Origin of the sequence: Mastigocoleus testarum BC008 (assembly GCF_001456025.1) — a bacterium.
In the GTDB taxonomy this organism is placed as follows: Bacteria; Cyanobacteriota; Cyanobacteriia; order Cyanobacteriales; family Nostocaceae; genus Mastigocoleus; species Mastigocoleus testarum.
This window is the reverse complement of sequence record NZ_LMTZ01000041.1, coordinates 1-25,739: the sequence shown is the minus strand read 5'-3', so window position 1 is coordinate 25,739 and position 25,739 is coordinate 1. Positions and strand designations below refer to the sequence as shown.

Sequence of the window (25,739 nt, the reverse complement as noted above, 5' to 3'; positions counted from 1 at the left end):
TTCAAATAAATTACCTAAAGTCAGACATTTACTTAAATCTAATTTACTATCTTCATAGCCTCCTGCTAATAGCAAAAAAGAATTTTCAGGTGAAATGAAGTTAAATGTAACGTGACAGGAAAAGTGGAGATAATTCGCTTCTTGAAGTTGAGAGGAAGCTTGAGATAAAGCAGTTTGAGTTGCTTGCTTTTTTTGTAAAACTTCTTTTTCACTAAACAGGGATGAAATAGTTTCTACTTCTAAATCGGTATAGAGTAAATCTTCTGTAGGGTTTTGAACAGCAAATAAGGATTTAAAATTAGGGCGTTGTCTTAAATTTATTTGTTGTAGAAGCTGACAACTAGGAGCGTAACTTACACCATCTGAGAAGCAATCGCACAAAAAACTACCACCAGCTAAAGGTAATGCATGAAGAGGAAAAAGGTGTAGGAAACGATAGGGAATAAGGACAAGACGCGAACAATTTTCTGGTATTAGCTTCAGGATATCTTCTATTTGTAAAATTGTCGCAAGTTGAGTTAGACGAGAATCGAGACCACTTATCCACTCGATTTTATTATTGTTATATGCATTTAAATACTCATTAATCCAATTTTCTAAATCTTGTAATTCATGAGTGGATGTATATGAGTTCAATCTTTTGACGGTATCACAAGTAATTATAAAAGTCTCCAAACCTTCATTCGTAATGTACCACTCAATGACAGCTGTATTTTCTTTTAAAGTTGTTTGGAATTTCTCAAAATTGAAACTTGAACCAACAGGTAAATACCTCTCTTGTAAATTATTCTTTTGTTGTCGTAACTCTTGAATATATTGAGCTAAGGCTGTAGTATTGTCGGTTGTACCATTTTGGATTTTATACTGTCCCTTAGCTATTTCATCTCGCAGTTGTTCTAATTGAGTGACAACTTCTGACGGAAAAATAGTTTTAGAATCGCGTTCGAGGATAAGTTCAACTAAGTTACGTGTTTTACTACGTTCGATATATTCTACTGCTTGGTTATCTTCTCCCAATTCCAAGCACACCTCTACGATGCGCTGATAAAGTTTATTCCACTCCTCAACTTGCTTGCGTTTGGTTTCTTCACCATAAATAACTTCACCCCCCAATAACTCTACTGTCGAAATGGCAGATTTATAGGTATTGTAAGCAGAAGTAAATCTACTTCCATCTTGGTAAATCATGCCCAGGTTGAATAAGGTTTCTGCGTAATTTTGAGGAAAAGCTTCATGAGTTCTAACTTGCAAGGCAGCATGGAATGCTTGAATGGCTTTTTCAATATTTCCTGCCTTCTCTCCTTTGATTCTTTCACTGTAAGCAGTAGCTAAATTATTTTGTGTTGCAGCCCAATCCTTGGGGAAAGCTTTACGAGTTCTAACTAGCAAAGCAGAATTGAATATTTGAATGGCTTTTTCAACATTTTCGGCTTTATCCCCCTTGATTCTGTTTATGTAGGTACTGCCTAAATTATTTTGCGTCTTTGCCCAATCTTGAGGAAAAGCTTTACGGGTGTAGACTTGTAGTGCGGTATCGTATGATTGGATGGCTTTCTCAATATTTTCTCCCCGATTTCCTACTATTCTCTCACAGTAACCTATGCCTAAATTATTTTGAGTCATTGCCCAATCCTTGGGGGAAGCTTCACGGATTCTAACTAGTAAAACAGAATTGAATATTTGAATGGCTTTTTCAACATTTTCGGCTTTATCCCCCTTGATTCTGTTTATGTAGGCACTGCCTAAATTATTTTGCGTCTTTGCCCAATCTTGAGGAAAAGCTTTGTGGGTGTAGACTTGTAGTGCGGTATTGTATGATTGGATGGCTTTCTCAATATTTTCTCCCCGATCTCCTACTATTCTCTCACAGTAACCTACGCCTAAATTATTTTGAGTCATTGCCCAATCCTTGGGGGAAGCTTCGTGGGTTCTAACTAGCAAAGCAGAATTGAATATTTGAATGGCTTTTTCAACATTTTCGGCTTTATCCCCCTTGATTCTATTTATGTAGGCACTGCCTAAATTATTTTGCGTTTTTGCCCAATCTTGGGGAAAAACTTGGTGGGTGTAGACTTGTAAAGCAGCATTGTAGGAATCAATGGCTTTTTCAATATTTTCTCTCCGATCTCCTAATATTCTGTCAGCATAAGCAATCCCCAAATTATCTTGGATCATTGCCCAATCTTGGGGAAAAGCTTGGTGGGTGTAGACTTGCAAAGCAGCATTGTAAGAACCAATAGCTTTTTCAATATTTTCTCTCTGATCTCCTAATATTCTGTCAGCATAAGCAAGCCCCAAATTATTTTGGGTTCGAGCCCAATCTTGGGGGAAAGCTTGGCGTGTTTGAACTTGTAAAGCGGCATTGTGGAAATCGATAGCTTTTTCAATATTTTCTCTCCGATCTCCTACTATTCTTCTACAGTAAGCAATGCCCAAATTATTTTGGATTAAACCCCATTTTCGGGGGAAAGCTTGACGGGTGTAGGGATTAAGTAAGCTTTCATAACCTGTGATCGCAATTTCCATGTTGCTAGCTTTATCACCCAGAGGAAACTGCTGAATTAGATTACTAAACTCACCAATAAATACTACGATATATTCTGTCTTATTCGCTTCTACTTGCTCAAATTTATAATTTACCCAATACCGCAACATTTCAGCGAAAATATGATTGAGTTTATCTATATTTGCTTTAAGTAATGGGTAAACAATCTTTGCATTACCGTTACTTTCTGCTGTCGCTTGCAACGCTTCCATTAAAAATTGCAGATAAGCTTCCTGACGCTGTTCCTTCATATCAGCACGGAAATGAATACACCTTAATCTTATTCATTTCCTCTACGACGAATTTCGGATTTCATATAACGTTTTCACTGCAAATGTTCATCGAAGACGTCCCTGGAAATTAGTGGACAATCCCAAACCCTGGTGATTGCTTTCTCCCTTTGGGAGACCCTGCGCTGACACTTCGTTCGCAATGACATGATGTAACTTACCATTAGCGATCGCTTTGCACGTACTCTACAGACCGATCGCCACTAACTTCCAGCTGATGCAAACCAGCCAAATATTCCGCCAAAGGATTGATAACAAAACTAATTAAATCTTTCTTCTCACCACTACTACGAATCAAATTCAGGTGATGTTCCAAATGATTTAACCGACTTTCCGCATCATTTCCACCCAAAGCATTTAACGCAGTTTCCCGTGTAATCGGTTCTGGCTTATCATTCTGTCTAAAACATTCCCAAGCAATAGTTTTCGCATCTTGATGAATGTTATGATTATCCGATTGATTCTCAACCACATTGTCATTGAACTCGTTGAGGTATGACAACATCAACTCAAAATTAATTGAATCCTGTTCATTTAAGTTAGCGACCCTAGGAATTTTCAGCGCCGGTACATGTATATTTTTATCTGCTTCAACTTGAGTTATTTCTAATTTCTGGGCTTGTTTGAGTTGTTTCTGGGAAGGAATAATATTTTTCCTAACCCACGCACTCATGATTCGACGTCGAGATTTAAACAAACTAAACAAGAGTAAATCCCGAGAACGCATATATGCACCACCAATTTGCTTGGGAAGTCGAAACTCGTAGCGTTGCAAAAACTTGTTGATTTTCAGTAAAGATAGAGGACTTAACCAGTAAATAATCAACCACAAAGATAGAAAGAAGAAAAGATAAGATGATGAACCTAAAATAAAAGGATGGGAAATCAACCATTTCCAAAAGAGGTCATTTCTTTTTTCTTGGAGAAATAGCAAAGGCTTTTGCAAACTATATATGGAGCGATTGGAGAAATTATTTGCAGGTTCTTGGATTATTCTTGCAGCTTTGTTTAAGTGAGGAACGACTTGATTTAATTCCGATAGAGATATGCGATTGTTCACCGCTTTATCCCTAATAATGGATGCAATATTCTCTACCGCAGCAGCACCATTGGAGCGAACAACTACATTTTCATCTTCCAATAGTTGAATTAGTTGTGGTAGTACCAGTGTTGCTGATTCACCAATTTTCCCCAGAACATTTGCTGCACTCGAACGGATGATAGCATCCCGATCTTGAAGCATTGGAGTTAGGGGAGATAAAGCAGGTGCAGCTTGTTTTCCCATACCCCTCAAACCATTAACAGCACTGTAGCGTACGATTAAATCCTTATCTTTGAGAAGTTCAATTAGTTGAGGAACACTTTTTGCTGCTGACTCTCCGATTCCTCCCAACCCAATAGCAACACTGGAACGAACATATGAATTTTTATCTTTGAGAAGTGGAACTAATTGGGGTACGCTTTGTTTCGCTTGAATTCCAAATTTTCCCAAAGTACTAGCAGCAGTTCCACGCACACCTGGATCTTTATCCTTGAGAAGTTTAATTAATTGGGGAATGCTTTGTGTTGCTGACTCTCCAATTTTTCCTACAGCATTAGCAGCACTGGAACGAACCTTGGGATCTTTATCTTTGAAAAGTTTAATTAACTCTGGAATTGCAGGTTTAGCTTCTTTCCCGATTTCTCCCAAGGTTTCAGCAGCGTTAGAACGAACATAGGGATCGGAGTCTTGAAGTAATTTAGTTAATGGTATTACAGCCTTTAGGGCTTTTTCTCGGAATTCTCCTAAGGTATCAGCAGCACTAGAACGAACATCTCCATCAGAGTCTTGAAGCAACTCTATCAATTGGGAAATTGCAGGTGCAGCTTTTTCTCCTATTTCTCCTAAAGCGATTGCAGCACCATAACGCACTATAATATTTTCATCTTTGAGCAGTGCAATCAACTGAGGGACACTTGGTGCAGCTTTCTCACGAATTTTTCCTAAGGTACTCGCAGCACTATAACGTACCATCACATCCCAATCCCTCAGAAGCTTAATCAATTCTGGAACCGCAGGTTCAGCTTGTTCTCCAAATCTTCCCAATATTTCAGCTGCACCACCCCGTATTTTTGCATCTTTGTCCTTGAGGAGATTGACAAATATTGATGCGGTATCTGAATTTTTTGATTTTAGTCGCCAATTTTTATCTCTAAGTAAAATAATTGCTCTACGACGTACCTGTGAACTTGGATTTTTTAAAGCTTGAATTAAAGTATCTACAACGCGATCACTAATAGTATGAATTATATTTTTTAGCTTTAGTCTAACTTGTGAATTATTTTCTTTTAAAATAGTATCTACTACTTGGGGAACTGCATATTTTTCAATTCCTTTTAATATTTTAATACTTTTTTCTCGTTCGGTTTTATTATCTGCATCTAATTTTTCAACCAAATTAATAATTTCTATCTCTTGGGGCTTTTTTGCCAAAGTATTTTCAGCCGATAATAATAATATAATAAATATGAATACTAAACCACCAATGAAATTTATGCTCAAATAAATCCTTGTTATAAAGTCTTTCCAAGTGTTTTTAATCATTAACATTACCCTGTATATCCATTCTTTCCATAGTAATGAAAATACATTAATAATTAAACATTTTTTTATACTTATTACCTACAAAATAAATACCTAATTTAAATCTTTTTATCAATGACAAATTTTACTGTAAATTTTAATAATTGTAGGGTGGATTACCAATTTTATCTGTAACCCACCCAGTGTTTTATTGATTATCTAGATGAAAATTATTTGTTACCAAAGCCAGGAATAAATCCTAATAATCTAAACTTCAACAGGTTTAACAGGATAATATTCATCCTTGTTATAAATGCTGATAATACTTTCACCAACTTCAAAAAATATTCCTTCCTTCTCTGCTGAAGAGAACTGTAAGTCTGGATATTTCGTGGCTAATTCAGTTGCAGTTAAAGCCGCAGTTCTCATTCCTTTTGGTAACACTCCAGTGGAACCCACATGTAATACTAAAGGAGAAATTTTATCTCGGTAAATCTTTTCTGCATATTGCTTCAATTGAGTTTGTGCTTTTCTCATTGCAACAAGTATTTCCTGCTTGTCAATTGATTTACCTTGATTTCTTTTTTGTAGCAACCGCATCAAATCCTTCGCACCAACTTTAGACAAAATAGCAGTAGTCTTACCGTTATCTTCTATTCCTATAAAGTCATCAAAGATTGGCTTCATGAAATCATCTACTTTTGTAATTTTCATCCGAGATGATATAGATTTTTGACGACATGCGATATTGTTTTCAAACAGAATATTAAAGTTAGGTTTAGATAAAATCTCCCCAGTTTCTGTATTGTAAACTTGATATCTTCTCTCCAGGAATTTATTTGCAGAATACAATTTAAATAAATTGAGAATTTCTTTGCTACCAATATCAATTCTCTGGCTCTTACGAATATCTAAAAACTCGAAAGATTTCGTTTTCGGAAAATTAAGATACAGGTTGGGAGAAATATAATTTTTTTGCAGTTCTGTTAACTGTTCTGGGACAAAAGTATCCAAATTAGTTTTTAAACAAGCAGAAAGAATACTAGAAATCACTTTGATTTCTGCTAACCGCTGGAATAAACCATCGATTTTACGCTTTTTCTGCTTTAAAGGTACTATTGGTAAACCATCAAGTTTGATCGTATACTCACTATCAAAATCAAATGTTGTCGCAGGTAGATTATCCTTTTTTAGTACACCCTTTCTTTGCAGTAAGTCAAAGAGCTTTTTACTACTAATTTTGACTTGTAGCGATCTAACATTTACTTGCCCATTTTTCACAATAGTATAATTATTGAAAGTCTTCAGATCGTTTAATAGCAAACCTGCAACTTCGAGCGCGATAGTTTCATCCTCTGCTTTAATTAGATGAACTCTCTGTTCTACCAAAAGATTAATCGTAGCTGTATTATGGTTAATGACAAATTTTCCCATATCAACATAATTGCTATTATCAATGGGCTTTGTTTTTAACCAAGGTTCAGTTAAATTACCATCTTTATCACGATAACCGATAAACCGCTTCACAGTTTGTCTACAATAATCTTCTCGTAATTTAGTAATATTGAGAATAATCCGTTCACGATATTTTTCTAAAATTTCCATCACCTCAACAATCGAGATTTGAAGAGACTTATCTTGATATTTTATGACTTGATTTTCTGCAATCTGATTTTCTGCAACCTGATTTTCTGCAACCTGATTTTCGACCAAGTCAGTAACCGCATTTTTTGATGAATTCTTAACCATAACAATCTCTACCCAGTCAGAGTATGAAGTAATTTGTACTATTTGGTTTTGCAATATTTAGTTTTTAAAGCTTTGTCTTCAGTTGTGAAATGGCTGAAAAATCTGATTCATTCTCACAACCATAGTGCATGACTTTATCAATAACTTATGAGAAATAATTCATGAGGAATAAATTATGACTAAAAATTACGTTGCAATATTCCTCACTCTGCTAGTTCATTTCTGCATCCCTACAAAAGTGACTTATCTTGTATGAGAACAAATATCACAAACAAAAAATATGTAGGGGTACAGGAGCAAAAAACACAACTCCACTTTTTCTTACACCCCCATCTCAAACTCATATCTATATAGTACAAAAATACTATAAAAGTGTCAAGTAGTTATTCTCTACAGGATCTAGCTATAAAATAGGTGTAAAAAGCATCTTACTCCCAAATCCCAACTCCTGACTCCTGACTCCTGACTTCTTACTCCTAACTCCTGACTCCTGACTTCTTACTCATCCTTAAGACTGCAAATCCCTAATATTAACCTGTACCCGTTCGTAGAGTGGTTGGTTATTTTGTTTTTCAAATAAATTCGCAGCTTGCTGTAAATCTTTAATCGCTTTTTGTTTCTCTCCCTTCACCCCATAAGCATTACCTCGATTGTTATAAGCTGCAGCAAAATTCGGACTGAGACGTACAGCTTGATTGTAATCTTCTATCGCTTTACTTATGGTTCCCAAAGCAGCATGTGCATTTCCACGGTTATTGTAAGCAACTGCATAAGTGGGATTTATTTCGATCGCTTTAGTATAATCTGCAATCGCCTCTTTTCTATTTCTCTGAGACGCCCGAGCATTACCTCGGTTATTATAAGCTTCTGCATAGTTGGGATTCAGTTTAATCGCTGTGGTGTAATCCCTGAAAGCTTTTTGATTATTTCCCTGAGCCGCATAAGCATTTCCTCGGTTATTAAATGCTTCTGCATCGTACGGATTGATACGAATCGCTAAACTATAGTCTGCGATCGCCTCTTTTTTATTACCCAAATCAAAATTGGTAAGTCCGCGACTATTGTAGACTGCGCCATAGTCAGGTTGAAGCTTAATTGCCTCATTGTAAGATGCGATCGCACCTTTTAAGTCCCCTCTAACATGCTTATACTTACCTTGAACGTAGAATTCCGTTGCGCTACCGCGTGGAACTCTAGGACTTGAAGGCTTATTTAGTTCGATTTCGGTTACTAAAACATCCTCAGTTTTACTACAAGAAACAGATGCACTAGCAACAAATAATATTGATGCAGCTAGGCAAAATATTTTTCTACAATAAATTAATTTATACCCTGAATAATATAATTTCATTTTCAATATATTTTTTTCAATATAAATAAATATATCTACACACAATATTTATATCTATTAGATTTATTTTTTAGTTATGGAGTAATAATTCAGATAGCTTTAAGCAAATAAAAATGTCTGAGTTTATTTATAATAAGTAATTTATATTTTTATTATTTGCAGAGATTTTCGTTTGAATAAATCTCATTTAAAGTAAAATTTCAGACAAAACGATAAATAGTTAAGACATAAGTATATAGGAATACAAAAACATTTTTTAATTACTTGATTTATTTATGATTTATTTCCTAGTAATATATACCATAATTAATCCATAAATTACTATGGCGTTATTATTTTATTTTTGAACATGTAATATCCGTAGGAAAGTTCCACAAAATCTACGTACAAACTCAATTTTTATGGATGATTTAGGAACGACATAGTATAGTGCTGTGGAAATAAAGCAAATATATATAAGAATTAAAAAGGGAAAATTGTAATTTTAATTGCAAGCCTAGGGTGACTAGTAATAGGGTTACTAGTAATTTTTAATTATTCTTCCCTTAATCATCTTCAGATTGGCTGTCTTGATTTTTTGGCTTCAGACGAAAATGACTAGTTTTGTCTATCTGTAGGGGTAATTGTTCAAGATTAATCCCTAAATCTTTTTGCAATTTTTGCGTTAAATTTATCGGAAAATCTAAATTAATTGCTTGATTTTCGACAAATTTAACCAGTTCTTGAAATTGCACTTTCATTGTAGTGCGTTCGTAATCAAGTAATTGAAGATGGGCTGTTTCCGACAAATTTTGTTCTTGCATTGCTGATTTCATGCGCTCTTGCAAGTGTTCGTATTCTGACTTTAGGAGTTTGAGTTGTTCTTCGACTTGGATATATCGTTCACCCAATGAGAGTAAATCTTCGCTAGCAGGACTAGGTGATATTTGTTCCATTAATTCCTGCAAGCGTAAATGAACTTGAGCCAAATAGATACAGTCAAGATAAGCGTATTCTATTTGCTCTTCACTGAGTGGTCTTTGTCCCCAATCACTACTTTGTTGTTCTTTATCTACATCTTGAAAATTACAAAGTTTTACCGCTAAAGTTTCAAGTCTATAATTAGGCAGCGGTAAAATGTAGTAAGGAATTTTTTTGGCTAATTGATAGGTACAGGTAACGTTTTTAGCTTTCTTTTTCCCTAAAAATCTTAAATCGTAGCTAGCATTATGAAATACTTTTTCGACTGCGGGATTTAGCATCACGAGTTCTATAAACTCATCAACTAATTCTGTTTTATTCAACACATCTAAAATATAAGTACATTTACCACTCAGATCGTTGGCATTATCCAAGATTTGAATTAGGGATAATTTGGGATTTCGACTCTGGTAATCAGCAACTTCCGTATCCATCCATAAAGTTTTTGAATGAGTATATTTTGTAATCAGAGAACGGATTTCACTGGCTGATGTTAGATATGGCATTTTAGGAGTTTATAAGAATTAATTACAGCGCAGTCGATTGTTCACATTAACATTTTCTTATTGCTATTATTGAGTAGATTTTGATACTAATTATCCCATTTATGTATTTTTTTTAAATTTTCATGTGCGTGTAAATACTTCGGTTTAATCCATAAATGTTATATGTTTTTCGATCCCCAGTATGTATTCCCTTCATCTCTGGGAATTTCTCCCGTACCTTTCGCACTCCCCCAGATTTCCTACACTCTTCCCATTCTTAAAAAGGATAATTAAAATCGGATTCATTATGACTCCTGACTTCTGTAGAGACGTAGCATGCTACGTCTCTACGACTCCTGACTCCTGACCCCTGACTTCTGACTCTTGACCCTGATCCCTGACTTCTGACTTCTGACTTCTGACTCCTGACTTCTGACTCCTGACTTCTGACTCCTGACTTCTGACCCTGATCCCTGACTTCTGACTCCTGACCCCTGACTTCTGACTCCTGACTTCTGACTCCTGACTTCTGACTTCTTTCTAAACATTAGAAAAGCGGTCAGCTACCGCACACAATTCTGCAATAGATGAGCGCTAATTTATAACTCTTCATCAACAATTTTTATAATTTCTCAAGTTTTCTTTTTATTCAGAGAATACATTACTAGTTGGAGTTCTCCCGATCGTAAAATAGAACATGTTTTGTATCAGTCGTAACTGCCCGCAGTGTAACTAAAGCAATACTTGCTAGTTAAATTACATCTGCGTCACTCTGTATACATTGGAAAATCGTAGCAATCAAATATTCTGGTTCAACTTTTATGAGTTCGCCGATTCGCTTTTTAATGTGTTCTCCCGAACACTATGATGTTGACTATGTCATTAACCCTTGGATGGAAGGGAATATTCACAAGTCATCGCAACAACGCGCTGTGGAACAGTGGCAGAAACTTTACCATGTTCTCAAGGATAAGGCGATAGTTGACTTGGTCCCACCGGAAAAAGGTTGGCCTGATATGGTATTTACAGCTAATGCTGGATTGGTGTTAGGTGAAAACGCAGTTTTAAGTCGCTTTTTACATAAAGAGCGCCAGGGAGAGGAACCCCATTTTAAGAAATGGTTTGAAAATAACGGTTTTACGGTCCACGAATTACCCCAAGATTTACCCTTTGAAGGTGCGGGAGATGCACTTTTAGATCGAGAAGGACGTTGGCTATGGGCGGGTTATGGTTTTCGTTCGGAGTTAGACTCCCACCCATATTTAGCTAAGTGGCTTGATATTGAAGTATTATCCTTACGACTCATTGACGAAAGATTTTATCATCTCGACACTTGTTTTTGTCCCTTAGCAAATGGCTACTTGCTTTATTATCCCGGCGCTTTTGACTCCTATTCCAACCGCTTAATTGAAATGCGAGTCGCACCGGAAAAACGCATTGCAATTAAAGAAGCAGATGCGATAAATTTTGCTTGCAATGCGGTGAACGTAGAAAGCATTGTCATCATGAATAAAGCTTCGGATAATCTCAAAGCACGTTTAGCCGAAGTTAATTTTCAAGTAATTGAAACTCCATTAACTGAATTTTTGAAAGCTGGTGGTGCAGCAAAATGTTTAACACTACGAGTAACTGAACCAGTTCGTGAAGAAATTCATGCTACCACCCAAGTAGAAAGTCGCATTATCCGTATGCAGGGACATTTACTTGATTCTGGTTTAATTAACCGTGCTTTAGATTTGATTGTAGACAATGGTGGCAGTTTCAAAGTTTTAAATTTCCATTTGGGAGAGCAAAGACAAAGTACGTCGGATGCACAAGTAAGTGTTTCTGCACCTTCCCATGAGGTTATGGAAACTATTTTCTCCCACCTAATTGATTTGGGTGCGGTGAACTTACCGGAAGATGAACGCGACGCAAAGCTCCAACCTGTCGAGCAAAATGGCGTAGCACCAGATGATTTTTATGTTAGTACCATTTATCCTACAGAAGTTCGAATCAATGGTGAATGGGTAAAGGTAAAAAATCAGCGTATGGATGGCGCGATCGCAGTTACTCAAACCCCAAAAGGTCTAGTCGCTAAATGTAAAATTCTTCGAGATTTAGAAGTAGGGGAAGAAGTAGTTGTAGATGTCCAAGGAATCCGTACCATTCGCAAAACTGAATCTCGGGAAAAACGTAATGCAGAAGAATTCAGTTTTATGTCGGCAGGTGTTTCCAGCGAACGTCGCGTAGAATTAGTTGTGGAACAAGTTGCTTGGGAATTGCGTAAAATCAGAGACACTGGTGGTAAAGTAGTTGTCACAGCAGGACCAGTAGTAATCCACACAGGTGGTGGCGAACATTTATCTCATTTGATCCGAGAAGGATATGTCCAAGCTTTACTCGGTGGAAATGCGATCGCCGTTCACGATATCGAACAATCGATAATGGGAACATCCCTTGGCGTGGATATGAGTCGGGGTATAGCGGTACGAGGCGGACATCGCCATCACCTCAAAGCAATCAATACAATTCGCGCTCACGGTAGCATCGCTAAAGCAGTAGAAGCCGGAGTTATTCCCAATGGCGTAATGTATGAGTGTGTAAAAAATAATGTACCTTTTTGCCTGGCTGGTTCTATTCGCGATGATGGTCCCCTACCGGATACCCAAATGGATCTAATCAAAGCACAAACTGAGTATGCCGAATTGCTCGAGGGGACAGAAATGATTTTAATGTTGTCCACCATGTTGCACTCTATTGGTGTGGGTAATATGACACCTGCAGGAGTAAAAATGGTTTGTGTAGATATTAACCCAGCAGTAGTAACAAAATTAAGCGATCGCGGTTCAGTAGAATCTGTTGGTGTGGTGACAGATGTAGGTTTATTCCTGAGTTTGTTGGTACAGCAGTTAGATAAGTTGACGAGTCCTTACACTGCTGAGGTGATTTAAATTTGCTTCTAGGGACGTTCCGATATGAGGTCTCCAACTCTGGGACGTCTCCCAATAAACTTGCGCTCGAAAGCTTATAAAATCCTACATTTTGATTTTGTGAGCGTCAGTTTATTTTGTTGGAGGGGAAAACCAGCCCCTCCTGGTCTGCTCTACAAAATATTTATGTTTATATTTTTGACTTGTTACTTTGTTGTATAAAATAAAACTTTAAAGTCCCAGGCAAAAGACAACAAGAACGTGTTAGATTGTATCTAGTCGGACAGCATCAGCCTAGTAATTTTAGATGCTGCTTGCACCTTATCAAGATGTAACCGAGACTATAGCTTTACGGGGTTCATTGTAATTGTGGCGAATTTTTTTGGTTTAACAAAAGTACTCTGGGGAGTTGTTAGTAGTTAATAGATTCTTTTTTTAAGTTTTTGAAACTGAACTCTTAAAGCTGAACTCTTAAACTCTGAACTTTTGAGAGAAAAAACCCATGACGCGATTTATTTTATTGGCAATTATTTCCGTGTCTGTGCTCCTAATTGCTCCCTACGTTGGGTATGCAAGAATAATAAAGGTTAAGGGAAACAAACCTCATTTTATAGATTTTAAAGGTGAGAGCGAGGAAAAATGGGAAAATTTTGAACAAGGTGAGCTACGAGAACGGCGAAAAGAGGGACGGGAGTACAGAAAAGAGCGACGAGAAAACCGAAAAGAGCGAAGAGATGAGTTCAGAGAGAACCGAGAAGAATCCTTTGAATAGTATTGAAAAAAATTGAGAATAAATTTTTTGAGAATAAATTTGAGAATATGATAACTATCATTTCATTATGTTGCCTCTCAAAGACACCAACAATCGAGGTACTTGGTTTTTAGAGCGCTTTTTAGTTCCTACAATTTTAATTCTGGTGGCTTTGCTGCAATTTTATCTCGCCCACACAGCTAATCTATCACCGTGGAAAGGTGGTGGTTTTGGTATGTTTGCAGCAGTCGATTCTCCTTCCATGCGAGTGTTAGCAGCTGAAGGTTTAGCTGAAGGTGGTCAATTGATACGTTTAGATGCTTTGGATTCCTTGGATAACTCAACAATTCGTCGCATCCTCTCCCTACCCAGACAGATTCATTTAGAACAAATTGCATCTGAGTTGATATCGGAAAAATTTGTACCTCAAAACGTCCAACGTCAAACTACCCTTGAACGACTGCGGAGAGAAAACCCGAAATTTGCTATTCAGGTTAGTGGGATCTTGCTAAAGAACCAACCGATCTATCGCCTCAAAACGCCTGAAGATCCAATTTTATTAAATGATTCAGTCAAAACCTTAAAAGCAATTCGCCTCCAATGGTGGTCTTTGCGGTTTGATAGAAATCACAATCGCTTGTTAGCTGAACCTTTAGGTGAACCTGTAGAAGCTGGAAATTGGTCATGAACCATCAACAAGTTGGACAAAAAAGAAGTCATATCCGTGGCTTTGCTGTCCGTTACCTTAATCCAATCTTCCAAGGTTTTAACAGCGCTGCACTTATAGCTGCTACACGGGTCAAGTCCATCTTAGACGACCTCCTCAATCAGCCGCGCTATCTGCTCGTTCTACGTTTGACCATCCTCCTATTTCTACTCTACGGTTCTAGTAGTGTCATCCTAGACGTTCCCTTACGAGTAATTTGTGGCTTGATGTTAATCTCACCTCCCTTACTTACTGATCGGTGGATGTGGGTAATTATTTGTGGAATGATATGGTGGGTGAACGCCACTGATTGGTTGTGGATTGATAATCATCAATTCTTGATTAGCTACTGGTGTCTTGCTTGTGCTATTGGGGTTTCTAGTAAAAATCCTGACCGTGTCTTAGCTTGGAATGGCGGTATTTTAATCGGTCTAACATTTTTGTTCGCCACTGGTTGGAAAATTTTAGCTGGAGAATATTGGGACGGGTCATTTTTGCACTATACCTTTCTTACCGATGGTCGTGTTGAAGCGATCGCAACATTTATTGGGGGACTCAACCCAGACGTTTTATCACAAAATCAGCTTTTGGAATCTACATTGAAGCTAATTCCCCAAGAAGGAGCGAAGGTAACTTTAGGTACTAGTCAAAGACTAAGAATTTTTACGTTAGCAGCTTCCTATTGGACACTTTTCATTGAAGGGATAGTAGCAGTTGCGTTTCTGCTAGGGAGAATCCATTGGCTATCCCGTTTTCGAGATTGGTTACTAATACTGTTCATTGTTACCACCTACTTCTTGCTACCAGTACTAGGATTTGCTTATGTCTTGGTAATTATGGGGTTAGCTCAGTGTCCTGCTAAGCATATCCGGGTACGAACGACCTATCTTTGCTTATTTGGACTACTACAGTTAGCCCGTCTTCCCTGGGAAAATCTGATGTTGAGATATTGACCCAAGTTTGTAGCTGTGCTTTAGCACCGCAGCTTAATTTTTTAGCTTGAGCCACTCTCCGCAATAAATTGACGGAGACTTAGGCATTATACCAACTCAATAAATCATTGCAACGTCTCTACATAAATCTATCTGTCTCATTATTTTTCTAAATTGGTATCAGATGGATAGGAAATAAATGGTAAATTTGGTTCAACTTCCTTAACAATTTTCCATAAACTGTTAAAATTTTTAAAAAATAGAATTTAAATTTTACTCAAACCAAAAATGCTGCAGGGAATAACTTTCAGAAAGCAAATAGAAACCGTTAACTGGGTTAGCTTTATCGCAGATTTTCTCCTAACGGGTATGGTAGTTGGTCCTCTGGCTGCTCCTTTTCTAGCTGCTTCAGGTGTGACAAAGTTACCCATAATTGCAGAGATTATTTATTTTATGGGTCATCACGTGTGCCCACAACCAGAAATGGGGATAGCTCTTAAATCTCCTTTCCTTATGGCTGTATGTATGCGCTGTTACGGAACTATCACCGGCTTATTACTTACACGCTTGCAGTATATACCTACAAGAGGTCAGGGTTTTTATTGGTTACATCAATACGGATGGATTGGTGCAGCAGGAGCTAGCACCTTAATGATGGCGTATCCCTTAGAACTAGCAGCAGAAGTGTTTGGGTGGTGGAACTTTAATAATTACGTGGTGTTCTTATTCGGTTTAATTACAGGTTTAGCCTGGGGGTTATTCACTATGCCAATATTACATAATAATCAGAAGTGAGCGCTCTAAGAGGGGAAGTCATTAGCGTACTGTAGGTAGCGCAGCTAGAGCTTTTATGGCGTCGACGTTAGACTAAGCGCGTGTCCGTAGGACATAAGTTAAAACAGACTGCGCCTTTGGCGTTAACAGAGTGGGGCTTTAGCACAGCAAAATTAATTAAAACCCCTCCCAGCAAATGAAACTAGCGCATTTTATGACTTTGGCTAAAAGCTCTGCTGTGTAAGGGTTTAAAAATATGCTAGTTAAAAGTTTCAATTTTTCAATTTTTCCATACCTAAATACAATCAATAAAACTATATTGATAGATATGCATGTAGTTATCTGGCTTTTAGTTGGCGTAGAGTGAACAAATATTGGAAATTAAGCTTTTGACAAATATCATTTAAAGCAATTGGTGCATAGATACTGATAGCAACTCCCAAAACTATATGGGCGATCGGTTCATTCAGTCCAAAGCCTTTGCTCAAAATTATTCTTAAAACAGATGCAAAAATGCTATGGGCGACAAAAATTTCTAGAGATAAAGTTCCCCATCTAGAAAGGAAAGGTAAGATACTTAAGTTCGCCAAGATATTTGCCAAAACAACCGAAGCAAGAATTCCAACAGCTGCGACCAAAGGAACAGTTGCGATATTTTCAGTCATCCTAAAGCTTGTAGCTATACCTAATGCTAAATACCCACCTAAAGCAATTGACCACAATATAAGATGACTCAATCGATTTTTCGCAGCAAGTAAATCATGATGATCTATATATTTACCGATAATTATTCCCAGCGCCAAATATAAGGCATAACGACGTGCTAAATATAATATACCCCAGGGTCCAAAACTCACATCCAAAACATGCAAGCAATACACCCCAACAGAGATGGCAAAAAAGACTGCGGGCGTTACTTTCAGCTTATATAACACGCCATACAACAGCATAATTACAAACAGTGTATAAAGAAACCAAAACTGCATTTGGGGTTGATAAACTATTTTCCAAATATCAGTAAGGGATAAATCACTGTTCGTATAATTGGATGCTATGTACTGCAGTATACTTTGGAATATGGACCAAACAAAATACGGATAGGCTATTACATAAACTTTATCTAGGATAAACGTTTTAAACGGTTTAGATAATGATCGCTGAACAAACAAGCCCGAAATAAAAAAGAATAGGGGCATATGAAAAGCATAAATCCAGTGATCGATAAATTCTAAGGTTGGAGAATTAGGAATAATTGAACTGTTAATTAAACCCCTGAGGACATGTCCAACTGCAACTAAAAAAATACCAATACCTTTTGCATAATCAACCCAGAGCAAACGTTTTTGTTTCCGTTGTTTTCCCGAATTGAACTGTGATGATGCTAATTCTCTTGAAGATGCTTCCCGAGCCATGTAAAAAAATCAATTTACTTTATCAACTAATAAGGCAAACAAAACCAACTTATGAGAATCCAATACTATGAGATACAGGATTACGAAGTAAGATAACTATTAAATTAAAAACCTTTATTTAATTACTTTTCAGTTTCTTTTTTCAGTTTCTTATCGTTGGTAAGTAAAGCGTTTTTTAGTCTCGAAGCTGATTATAGAATCATCGTATTACATAAAATATGAAAATTACATAAAGCACAAAAGTAATACAAAGCATGAAATCGATACCGATTACACAAAATGCATTACCGAAGAAACTATAATTTTTGGTTTACGAAAAAATTAAAAAATAAAAATCAAATATAAATTTGCATTACTTTAGGACTTTACTTTTCAAAGGCAGTAATTTGTTCCACGAAAGATTGAACATATTTACGGTGGTTATATTTTTCTATCATCAGTTGATAGCCTCGTTCGGCTTGGACTCGGGCTTGTTTGGGGTTATTTAGTAACTTGAGAATCACTTGGCGTAATTGTTCGTCATCTTCAGCATCAACCCCAAGCACTACTCCACTGTCAATCAGGTCTTGGATGATTCCCGGACAACGAGTAATGACAACAGGTCGACGACAAGCAAGTGCTTCAAACATAGTAGTTAATCCAGCTTGATAATTGTTTTCAAACAAACTTACAACAGCTAGATCGCAATCGCGATAAAGTTGCAATAAGTCTCCCCAATCATAAGCATGACAAGACATGTTACCCGGTAAAACTTCCGGGAAAGCTCGCTTGCACGCAGCTGCATTCGGTGAAACCGCACAAATTTTGACATCAAGATCCAAATCGTGGGTTGCTTTAGCTAAAGTACAATAGTCGCGTTTTTCTAGTCCTCCACTAGCAATCAAAGGGCGTCGTTTATTCTGAGAAATCGATCCAGGTTTAAAGAAAGATATATCCGTAGGTTGTTCTAAAAACAAGCAGATGCGATTTTGTGGCAAATTCAGATATTCACTCAGAAAATTTGCTTGAGAAGGAGTGTAAGTCATAAACAAATCAACACGTTTACTCATCTCCAGCATTTTTAACGCGAAACGAGATCTTGGACGGTTGACATTGTGAACAAAAACTATTATCTTTGGTTTCTCTTGCTTACTGCTACAAAGAGTTGCAACTGGAAATCCCACATCCTCACCAGCACAGAAAATTACATCTTTGCTTCCAAGATTGTGCGCTAATCGACGTGCTAGTGCCCAATGTTGTGGACTACTGATAACCTTGGCGCGTACCTTATCTAGAGGTAAAACCTCTTCTGTACCTGGTTGATAAACAGTTGCTCTTAAAGTTTGACTTATATCCCACATTACGTGGCAAGGGCGTTTTCCTGCTTGGGCATTTTGATGTATCCCCTCGAGGTCAAACTGCCGGCTAAGTGCAATATGGTATTTCAAAACGATTTCCTAGCTGATTTATTGAGCATTATATTATTCTGCTAATAATAAGTTCTAGAGTCTATTTTTGTAAAAAGAAAATGTAAAGTCTTTGCCTGTAAAAACAGACTTTATATAAATTTTCTTTTGTGAAATTATATTTAATTAACTTTAAACATAAAAATAATTTACTATAATCTGACCGCAGACTCGCAACCAGATATAGTAATTTTAAATCATCGTATCATCGTTAATTTTACAGATATTGTTGATTACGATCGCTTGTATATTAATATTATATGCTAGTGCGTTATGGCGCGGTGATAAAGGTAACTAAAAAAACATTATCTTCATATCCAACACACCCTTCTTTAGAGTTTATTTATACACATTATTTATAGACATCTTCTAAGTTATCAACTATTAATCAAACCTTTGCACATAATAAATAACAAAATTTGACAAATAAAATTTGAAAATATCAACCAAAGGCAAGATCGAAATTACGGATACTCTTGTGCAGAATATGAGCCTTTTGTCCATCTATAATTCCACTTGTGATTAATTTCTCTAACTTGGAACGAAATTCTGAATAATGTTCTGCAGTATATTTACCACAGTAAGTAACTCGATTCGATTTATCTGTAATACCTTTTTCTAACACATCTAAAGTTGGCACAGAATATGACCACTCTGATGGATCGAATACATCAATTAACAATCTAATTAACAAAATTCGGAAATAATCGTCTTCAAAAGGACCATTACTCTTTTGAAACCAACGGTAGGTGCAAATTACATAGTTAAAATGGATAAATCCCCATTCCTGTTTGTGACGATCTATTTTATCGGGTTCTGTTTGACATTGGGGGTAAAGCATTGTATCAAATGTATGTGCTTTACCGTTAATTACATCGTTATGACCTCGATGTTTCCAAGGTTGGAATTGACGTGCCCAGCTAATATCAAATATTATTTCCCAAGTTGCAGTTAGATGATCTATCCCCTGTTCTTTATACCAGCAATCCCATACGGGACTAACTCCTAAACACATCAAATTACGTTGAACACAAGTCTGGTAGTGAGTTTTCATAAAATCATCTTTGGTAACAAATAAATCAGCATCATGCAATAAAGCATGAGTACTAACACTCGCATTTATACCTCTAATAATTTGTAACCAATGATTATTGTGGGGATTGTTTTGATAAAGAGAAATTAGCTGTTCTATAGGATTAGGATTAATTAAACGAATTGGACTGATATCAAATTTTGTTTTCCATTCATTAAAACATTCAGTAAAACCACTCACTTTACGATCAGGGATTACAAGAGTTTCAACTAGACCTTCAGAGTCCTGAGTAGCAGATACTTCTAAAGCAATTTTTAGGAAGACCGGTAAATCACCAGGGACTGGAAGTAAAATCGTGTAACCATCAATGGGTTTTTTGACAGATCTATTCCACTGAATATAAGACCATTTGGATAAAGTTGGTATTTTTAGCATGATAATTCCCTTACAAAATACTTGGTGCTTTTTGTAGTGAGTCTAAAATTTATTTCTAGCGACAGGGCTAACTTAGCTCGTATGATCTTGATTTTTTATCATCGGAATTTTATTAAAAGTATGCACAAGTGTTATGAAGGTATTTTTTTGGACGCTTTGTACTACAGAATTTAAATCAAATATGAATTTTGATTTTCTATTCGTTATGTGAGTAGTTCAAAGATATAAGTAAGGTCTTTACTTATTTCAACTTCAAACTCCCATAGCAAACTATATATAATCAAGTTCGATATACGAAGAAATTTTAAGTATATGCCATTAGACTTATTGCTTGAGATATCCCAATTCTCCAAAAAGGAGGTAGTAATTAAGCAGTAAATGTCATAACAAAAAACGTAATGCTACGTAGTCCCAAATCAATACAATCCTGAATAAATAATTTCTAACAAATAGAACTTTCAAGTGTTATCTGTTTTCAGGAATAACATTGGACTCCTAAAATTCATAACATGACTATCTCGGAAGTTAATATCAATGCTTATTGAATGATTGGGTAAACAATATTAGTGACAAGGTATTACTAGAAAGTTTACTGACATAGAAATAATAATCGCAGTCACTATTTACACAAGTAATTAATGTTACTGTGAGTGTACTTTTTAGTTAGTAACATTGTTCAGTACCTTATTGAGTTGCATAGTACACTATTTTTCTCTATTTGTTAAATTTTTAGTCAACTTATCGGATAGGAATTACCGACTAGCTCTTATTTTGAAATATTTGTCAAGCTGTAAATATCAGGCACTTTAGCGCTAATTTATTTTCATTTTTCTCTTTGATTTATCATGTAAATTTAATTACTGACTTCAAGCAATTAATCTAAATCATCCTTAAATAAGTATTTTGTTGATTGAATTCAAATCAAGCTAGTTGAGCGGATTTAAACAGAAAATAATTTATGAAGTTGCTATTACTTGTTTCCATAATAGTTTTATTTTTTACTCAAAGGGTAAGTATATAAACATAAATCAAGTTATATGCAGGAATATATTTACAAGTAAATATTAATTCATTATAAAAAATACTGTAAACATTTTAAATATATAAATCTTCAAGTATGTGACTTCAAGCATTCCTAGATATTTTATGGACTACGCAATAAGGTTAGGAAATTGGTAAATCTCGTTTGTTTGTCCTACAGATCCGCTAACGTCGTAAATGCGCTAAAAGCTACGAGTTTTAGCTTTTCTTAGCTAGCTATAGGTATTGGATCTTATACCAAGTTCGATTTTTAAAACCCCTTTATATTCTTTGGGATTTTTCCCCATACTTCCCACACTTCCCTCTCTCATTCTAAAAAGGGGTAATTAACCCGGACATTAGCCAATGTCTTCCGGTGTAAGCGCAGAAGAGCTATACCTACTTGAACGAAAAGAAAAGGTAGGCTGCTTGTTAAAAAAAATGGGTCTAAAAAAATGGGTCTATCACGACCCAGCATTTCATATATATTTAGAATATTTGGATTTATCCAATTGGTAATATATTGTAATTTTTATTTTCAGGGCTAAAATTCTTATTATTGATGAGAATTCAACTGAATCCTGGGATTGCTTGAATCGGTAAGCCCAAACCCAAATACATCCGAATTAATATAAGCAGAGTAAGGGTTCCGACAAAAAGAGCTGTCGCCCAAATATCCTGGATAATGCATAAAAGCTTTTCTTGCCAAAGACCGTATATATTCACCAAATACAACGGTAAATCACTCATAGCAATTACAACTATTACTCCCAAGCTACCAACAAAGTTAAATGCTAAAGGTAATCCAAAGCTAATCATGAGAAACCTAACAAAATTACTTTGGGCTGAATATAAAGGTTTACCAATTGCTAGCAAAGCAGAACTGTTAGTATAAAATAAAACAGAAAACCAAATACCTGTACATAAAATTGGCATCATCCAAGTAGCTTGAATATACCTATCGTCGTAGAGTCCCTTAATAACTAAATCCCCGACACTTACCAGACCGGCTAAAAATAGTGCAAATCCTATCAGTATTTTGCGGCGCTGATAGAGAATTTTTGCTCTTAGAGTTGCTCTGGGTAGATCCTTATGTCTCGAAATCGTCGGGAAAATAACTCGGTTACCTAGTTTTTTAATGATTTCTCGTGGCATCGCAGCCAAAGTATAAGCTACCGTATAAACACCCAACATTTGGAAAGATAGTAACTTACCTAAAATTAGACGGTCAGCTTGTTCTGCAAGAAACATTAATGCTGTTGCCACAAACATCCATCTTCCAAAAGATAAAATCTCTTTAAGGGCTCTTTTATCCCAACAAATGCGGTTACGAAACTTGTTACTTAATTGATGTGAAACCACCATTCGAAATAGGTGCAAAGAAACTCCACCAATAGCCAAAGACCAAATGTTTGGTTTGTACCAAGCTAAAGCCAACATTACACCCATTGAAAAAACCTGGGCGCTCAGGTCAAATAGCATTAGTTTGTCCAAAGCCAACTGTCGGTTAAGTACGGATAAATTGGTGGAAGCAAAACCAGACAAAACTGAAGAAAAACCAACAAACGGAAGTAACCACAACAACCGCTCATCTTCGTAAAACTGAGCAGCAGGTACGGTAATAACTAAGCAAATTAACCATAAAACAAAGCCCCGAATAATTTGAATTGTCCAAGCAGTATTCAAAAATTCAGGTTCTTCACCTTTGGAGTTAGAAACAATGCTCTGACCGATACCAACATCGGAAAATAGCTCTAAACTAATTAATAATGTGTTGACAACAGCCATCAGACCGAAAAATTCCGGTACTAGTAGGCGAGTCAAAATAATATTATTAACAAATCTGAGACCTTGGGAGAATCCAAAACCAGCTATTGTCCAAAATGCGCCTTTATAGGCAAGCTTTTTAATCGATGTCATATTTTGTTGTTATAGTTATCTGACCAGTTAAAGCTCTGGTTTTATTGTTACTTACCCATCATTGATTGCTCAGAGATTGCCGAGTGTTTTGGAATAAGAATGGAATAGTTCAACTAATTTATCAGCTTCTCGTCCAATATTGTGTCTGAGAAATACTGACTCCGATCCTGCTCGACCCATTTTTGCCAAATCTTCTGCTGGTAACACCAGAGCACTTCGAATGGCGTTCTTAAGTTCTTCTATGGAACCTGCTGGAACTAACCAACCATTAACCCCATGATTCACCAGTTCTGGAATACCTGCAACATAAGTACTGATGACCGGACGTCCCAATGCTAATGCTTCCATAATCACAACTGGTAAGCCTTCTGCAAAACTTGGTAACACTAAAACTCGAGCATTCGCAATATGATTTTTGACTTCTTCACCGCTAGCCCATCCAGTAATTGTCACCTGTTCTTCCAATCCATATTCTGCAATTAAGGCTTCAACTTCCGGTCGCAGTTCCCCATCACCGACCAAAGTTAATTTGCACTTTTTACCTTCCTGTGACAATTGGCCCACTGCTTGCAATAATAGTAACTGTCCCTTCTGTTCGCATAAGCGCCCAACACAGGTTAAATGTGGTTCAGGGGAAATATCCTTAACTGTTTGATTCAAAAAGTTTTCATCGACTCCACAATGAACAACATGAATTTTTGACCATTGCTTATAGTCGCACCACCGATAAAGCTGACTTTTACCAAAAGAGCAAATAGCAACAACAAAGCTTGCTCGATTAATCTTTTGTGCGATCGCTAAATCCTTAATTCGATCAAATTCTTCTGGACCGTGAACCGTAAAACTATAGGGGGGACCACCCAAAGCATTACATAACATCGCAACTGTGGCTGAGTTGGTTCCAAAATGGACGTGAAGATGGTCAATATCTGCCTTTTGCAGCCACCCAAGTAAAACACAGGCTTCAGCAAAGTAGATGAAATGGTAAAAAATGCCTCGCTGTGAGCTTCTACCAATGTTTATTGCTAACCATAAAGATTTCAACCAAGGAATAGGAGCTTTGAGGGCTACTGTAAATAGCTGTATCAATAAGCCTTTAGCACCGGCATTTAAAATAATTTTTGTTTTTTGAAATTCACTTTTATCATCGGGGTCTATGAGTTCGGACTCGCATTGTCTGACCGAAAATCTTTCTACTGTTAATCCTGATTTTTCAACAGCAGCAATTTCCCGACGAATAAAACTATGGCTGACTTTAGGATATTGATTAACTAAATAAGCTATTTTCATCATCACCTTTAGATGCACACATTAGGCTATTCTTCCCTCTTTCTCCACATTTAAGTTGACTTAGTGCTTACAATTAAAAGCCATATAGTTTTATAATACGCTCGGCATTAAGTTGAAATATTTGCTTACTGACAACTTATTACAATACGGTTATTTGCCGTGTAGCTATTCTTTTGCAAGAATCAGTAACTCATATTGGATTCTAGAACGTACTCGATTGTATTTGTTTGTATTTTTAGTAAAGTTCTACAAAATATATTAGGTTTTGTATGTTTAAAGAGTATTTAGCCCATCTGGTTATTGATACTCCATTGGAGTCAAGTGCTCGGTTTGCTCGTCTCTTAACGTTATCGCTGCAGCGGCGAAAACATCCAGAGCTCAAAGAGCTTTACCTAGAGTCAGCCCGCATTGAACAATTACTGAAAAAGATAATTAGCAGTTCATCAAATTGTATCGATGTTGGTTGTCACCTTGGCTCCGTACTAGCAAGTATCAGAAAGATTTCACCCCAAGGTAATCATATTGCAATCGAGCCAATTCCTTATAAAGCGAACTGGTTACGGAAAAAATTTCCCGATGTTGAAATCATGCAAATTGCCCTTAGCGATACAACAGGAGAACAAGAGTTTTTTGTACAACCGCATCGTTCTGGTTACAGTGGACTACGACTACATAAAAGCAATGGAAAAGTGGAGCACTTACAAGTTAAATGTCAGCGCTTGGATAACATAGTACCCCAAGACCGCCCTATTCACTTTATCAAAATAGATGTTGAAGGTGGAGAACTTGCCGCATTACGTGGTGCACCAAGAATATTAGAAGACTTTCATCCTCCGATACTATTTGAATGTACGCAAAGTGGATTAACTGCCTTTGACATTAGACCTAAAGATATTTATGAATTTTTGGTAAAGGAGCATTCCTACTCAGTGTATTTAATCAAAGATTGGCTAGTTGATAATGAATCTCTATCTTATGAGGATTTCTTTCAAGCCATGCAATATCCGTTCAAAGCATTTAATTTTTTGGCATTTAAAAAAAATTAAATGAAGCCGAATAAATTAAGGAACTCACACTCCTATTATACCAATTCTCTATGAAGATGCATATAATAATGCTTCATAAAATAGAGCTTCAAGGATAAAATCATAGCTTGTCAAAGAAGA

Annotated in this window: 17 protein-coding genes; 6 read left to right on the top strand and 11 right to left on the bottom strand. The window is 36.5% G+C overall.

Annotation, left to right across the window (positions count from 1 at the left end; translation table 11 throughout):
• The 6 genes from BC008_RS08170 to BC008_RS46170 form a co-directional block, all read right to left on the bottom strand.
• On the bottom strand, positions 1–2,796 hold a 2,796-nt coding region (locus tag BC008_RS08170), incomplete at its 3' end, for a CHAT domain-containing protein (RefSeq protein ID WP_058183418.1).
• Positions 2,797–2,998: 202 nt separating this feature from the next.
• A complete protein-coding gene (locus BC008_RS08165; protein WP_058183417.1) occupies positions 2,999–5,419 on the bottom strand; it encodes a HEAT repeat domain-containing protein in 2,421 nt (806 codons plus the stop codon).
• Between the two features lie 246 nt (positions 5,420–5,665).
• A complete protein-coding gene (locus BC008_RS08160) occupies positions 5,666–7,147 on the bottom strand; it encodes a hypothetical protein (protein ID WP_235595824.1) in 1,482 nt (493 codons plus the stop codon).
• A 508-nt stretch (positions 7,148–7,655) separates the two neighbouring features.
• Positions 7,656–8,498 carry a tetratricopeptide repeat protein gene (locus BC008_RS08155; protein ID WP_027846856.1) on the bottom strand — a complete coding sequence of 281 codons (843 nt, stop codon included), beginning with the start codon at positions 8,496–8,498 and terminating at the stop codon, positions 7,656–7,658.
• Between the two features lie 545 nt (positions 8,499–9,043).
• The gene (locus BC008_RS08150; RefSeq protein WP_027846857.1) at positions 9,044–9,964 is read right to left on the bottom strand and encodes a ribonuclease D; all 921 of its coding nucleotides are present in this window, start codon (positions 9,962–9,964) and stop codon (positions 9,044–9,046) included.
• Between the two features lie 326 nt (positions 9,965–10,290).
• Positions 10,291–10,491, bottom strand: a complete 201-nt coding sequence (locus tag BC008_RS46170; RefSeq protein ID WP_058184057.1) for a hypothetical protein — start codon at positions 10,489–10,491, stop codon at positions 10,291–10,293.
• Positions 10,492–10,764: 273 nt separating this feature from the next.
• Here BC008_RS46170 and argZ point away from each other — a divergent pair, with 273 nt between their 5' ends.
• The 5 genes from argZ to BC008_RS08125 all read left to right on the top strand — a co-directional run bounded on the left by argZ (position 10,765) and on the right by BC008_RS08125 (position 16,039).
• Positions 10,765–12,876: a bifunctional arginine dihydrolase/ornithine cyclodeaminase gene (gene argZ, locus BC008_RS08145; protein WP_027845319.1), complete on the top strand. Its 2,112-nt coding sequence runs from the start codon at positions 10,765–10,767 to the stop codon at positions 12,874–12,876.
• A 481-nt stretch (positions 12,877–13,357) separates the two neighbouring features.
• The gene (locus BC008_RS08140) at positions 13,358–13,627 is read left to right on the top strand and encodes a hypothetical protein (RefSeq protein WP_027845320.1); all 270 of its coding nucleotides are present in this window, start codon (positions 13,358–13,360) and stop codon (positions 13,625–13,627) included.
• A gap of 67 nt (positions 13,628–13,694) precedes the next feature.
• A complete protein-coding gene (locus BC008_RS08135; protein WP_027845321.1) occupies positions 13,695–14,294 on the top strand; it encodes a hypothetical protein in 600 nt (199 codons plus the stop codon).
• Complete coding sequence (locus BC008_RS08130) at positions 14,291–15,265, top strand: hypothetical protein (protein ID WP_201026095.1); 975 nt, start codon at positions 14,291–14,293, stop codon at positions 15,263–15,265. The genes BC008_RS08135 and BC008_RS08130 overlap by 4 nt, the downstream gene beginning before the upstream one ends.
• Positions 15,266–15,532: 267 nt before the next feature.
• Positions 15,533–16,039: a DUF2085 domain-containing protein gene (locus BC008_RS08125; protein WP_036267217.1), complete on the top strand. Its 507-nt coding sequence runs from the start codon at positions 15,533–15,535 to the stop codon at positions 16,037–16,039.
• A 317-nt stretch (positions 16,040–16,356) separates the two neighbouring features.
• Here BC008_RS08125 and BC008_RS08120 read toward each other — a convergent pair whose 3' ends face one another.
• The 5 genes from BC008_RS08120 to BC008_RS08100 form a co-directional block, all read right to left on the bottom strand.
• A complete protein-coding gene (locus tag BC008_RS08120; protein ID WP_082650513.1) occupies positions 16,357–17,430 on the bottom strand; it encodes an acyltransferase family protein in 1,074 nt (357 codons plus the stop codon).
• Between the two features lie 365 nt (positions 17,431–17,795).
• Positions 17,796–18,857 carry a glycosyltransferase family 4 protein gene (locus BC008_RS08115; RefSeq protein ID WP_027845324.1) on the bottom strand — a complete coding sequence of 354 codons (1,062 nt, stop codon included), beginning with the start codon at positions 18,855–18,857 and terminating at the stop codon, positions 17,796–17,798.
• A 460-nt stretch (positions 18,858–19,317) separates the two neighbouring features.
• Positions 19,318–20,343, bottom strand: a complete 1,026-nt coding sequence (locus BC008_RS08110) for a hypothetical protein (RefSeq protein ID WP_027845325.1) — start codon at positions 20,341–20,343, stop codon at positions 19,318–19,320.
• A gap of 1,590 nt (positions 20,344–21,933) precedes the next feature.
• A complete protein-coding gene (locus BC008_RS08105; RefSeq protein ID WP_027846646.1) occupies positions 21,934–23,283 on the bottom strand; it encodes an oligosaccharide flippase family protein in 1,350 nt (449 codons plus the stop codon).
• A 69-nt stretch (positions 23,284–23,352) separates the two neighbouring features.
• Positions 23,353–24,573 carry a glycosyltransferase family 4 protein gene (locus BC008_RS08100; RefSeq protein WP_036268706.1) on the bottom strand — a complete coding sequence of 407 codons (1,221 nt, stop codon included), beginning with the start codon at positions 24,571–24,573 and terminating at the stop codon, positions 23,353–23,355.
• A gap of 269 nt (positions 24,574–24,842) precedes the next feature.
• Here BC008_RS08100 and BC008_RS08095 point away from each other — a divergent pair, with 269 nt between their 5' ends.
• Entirely contained in the window at positions 24,843–25,619 is a 777-nt protein-coding gene (locus BC008_RS08095) for an FkbM family methyltransferase (RefSeq protein WP_036268704.1), read from the top strand.
• Positions 25,620–25,739 lie beyond the last annotated feature (120 nt).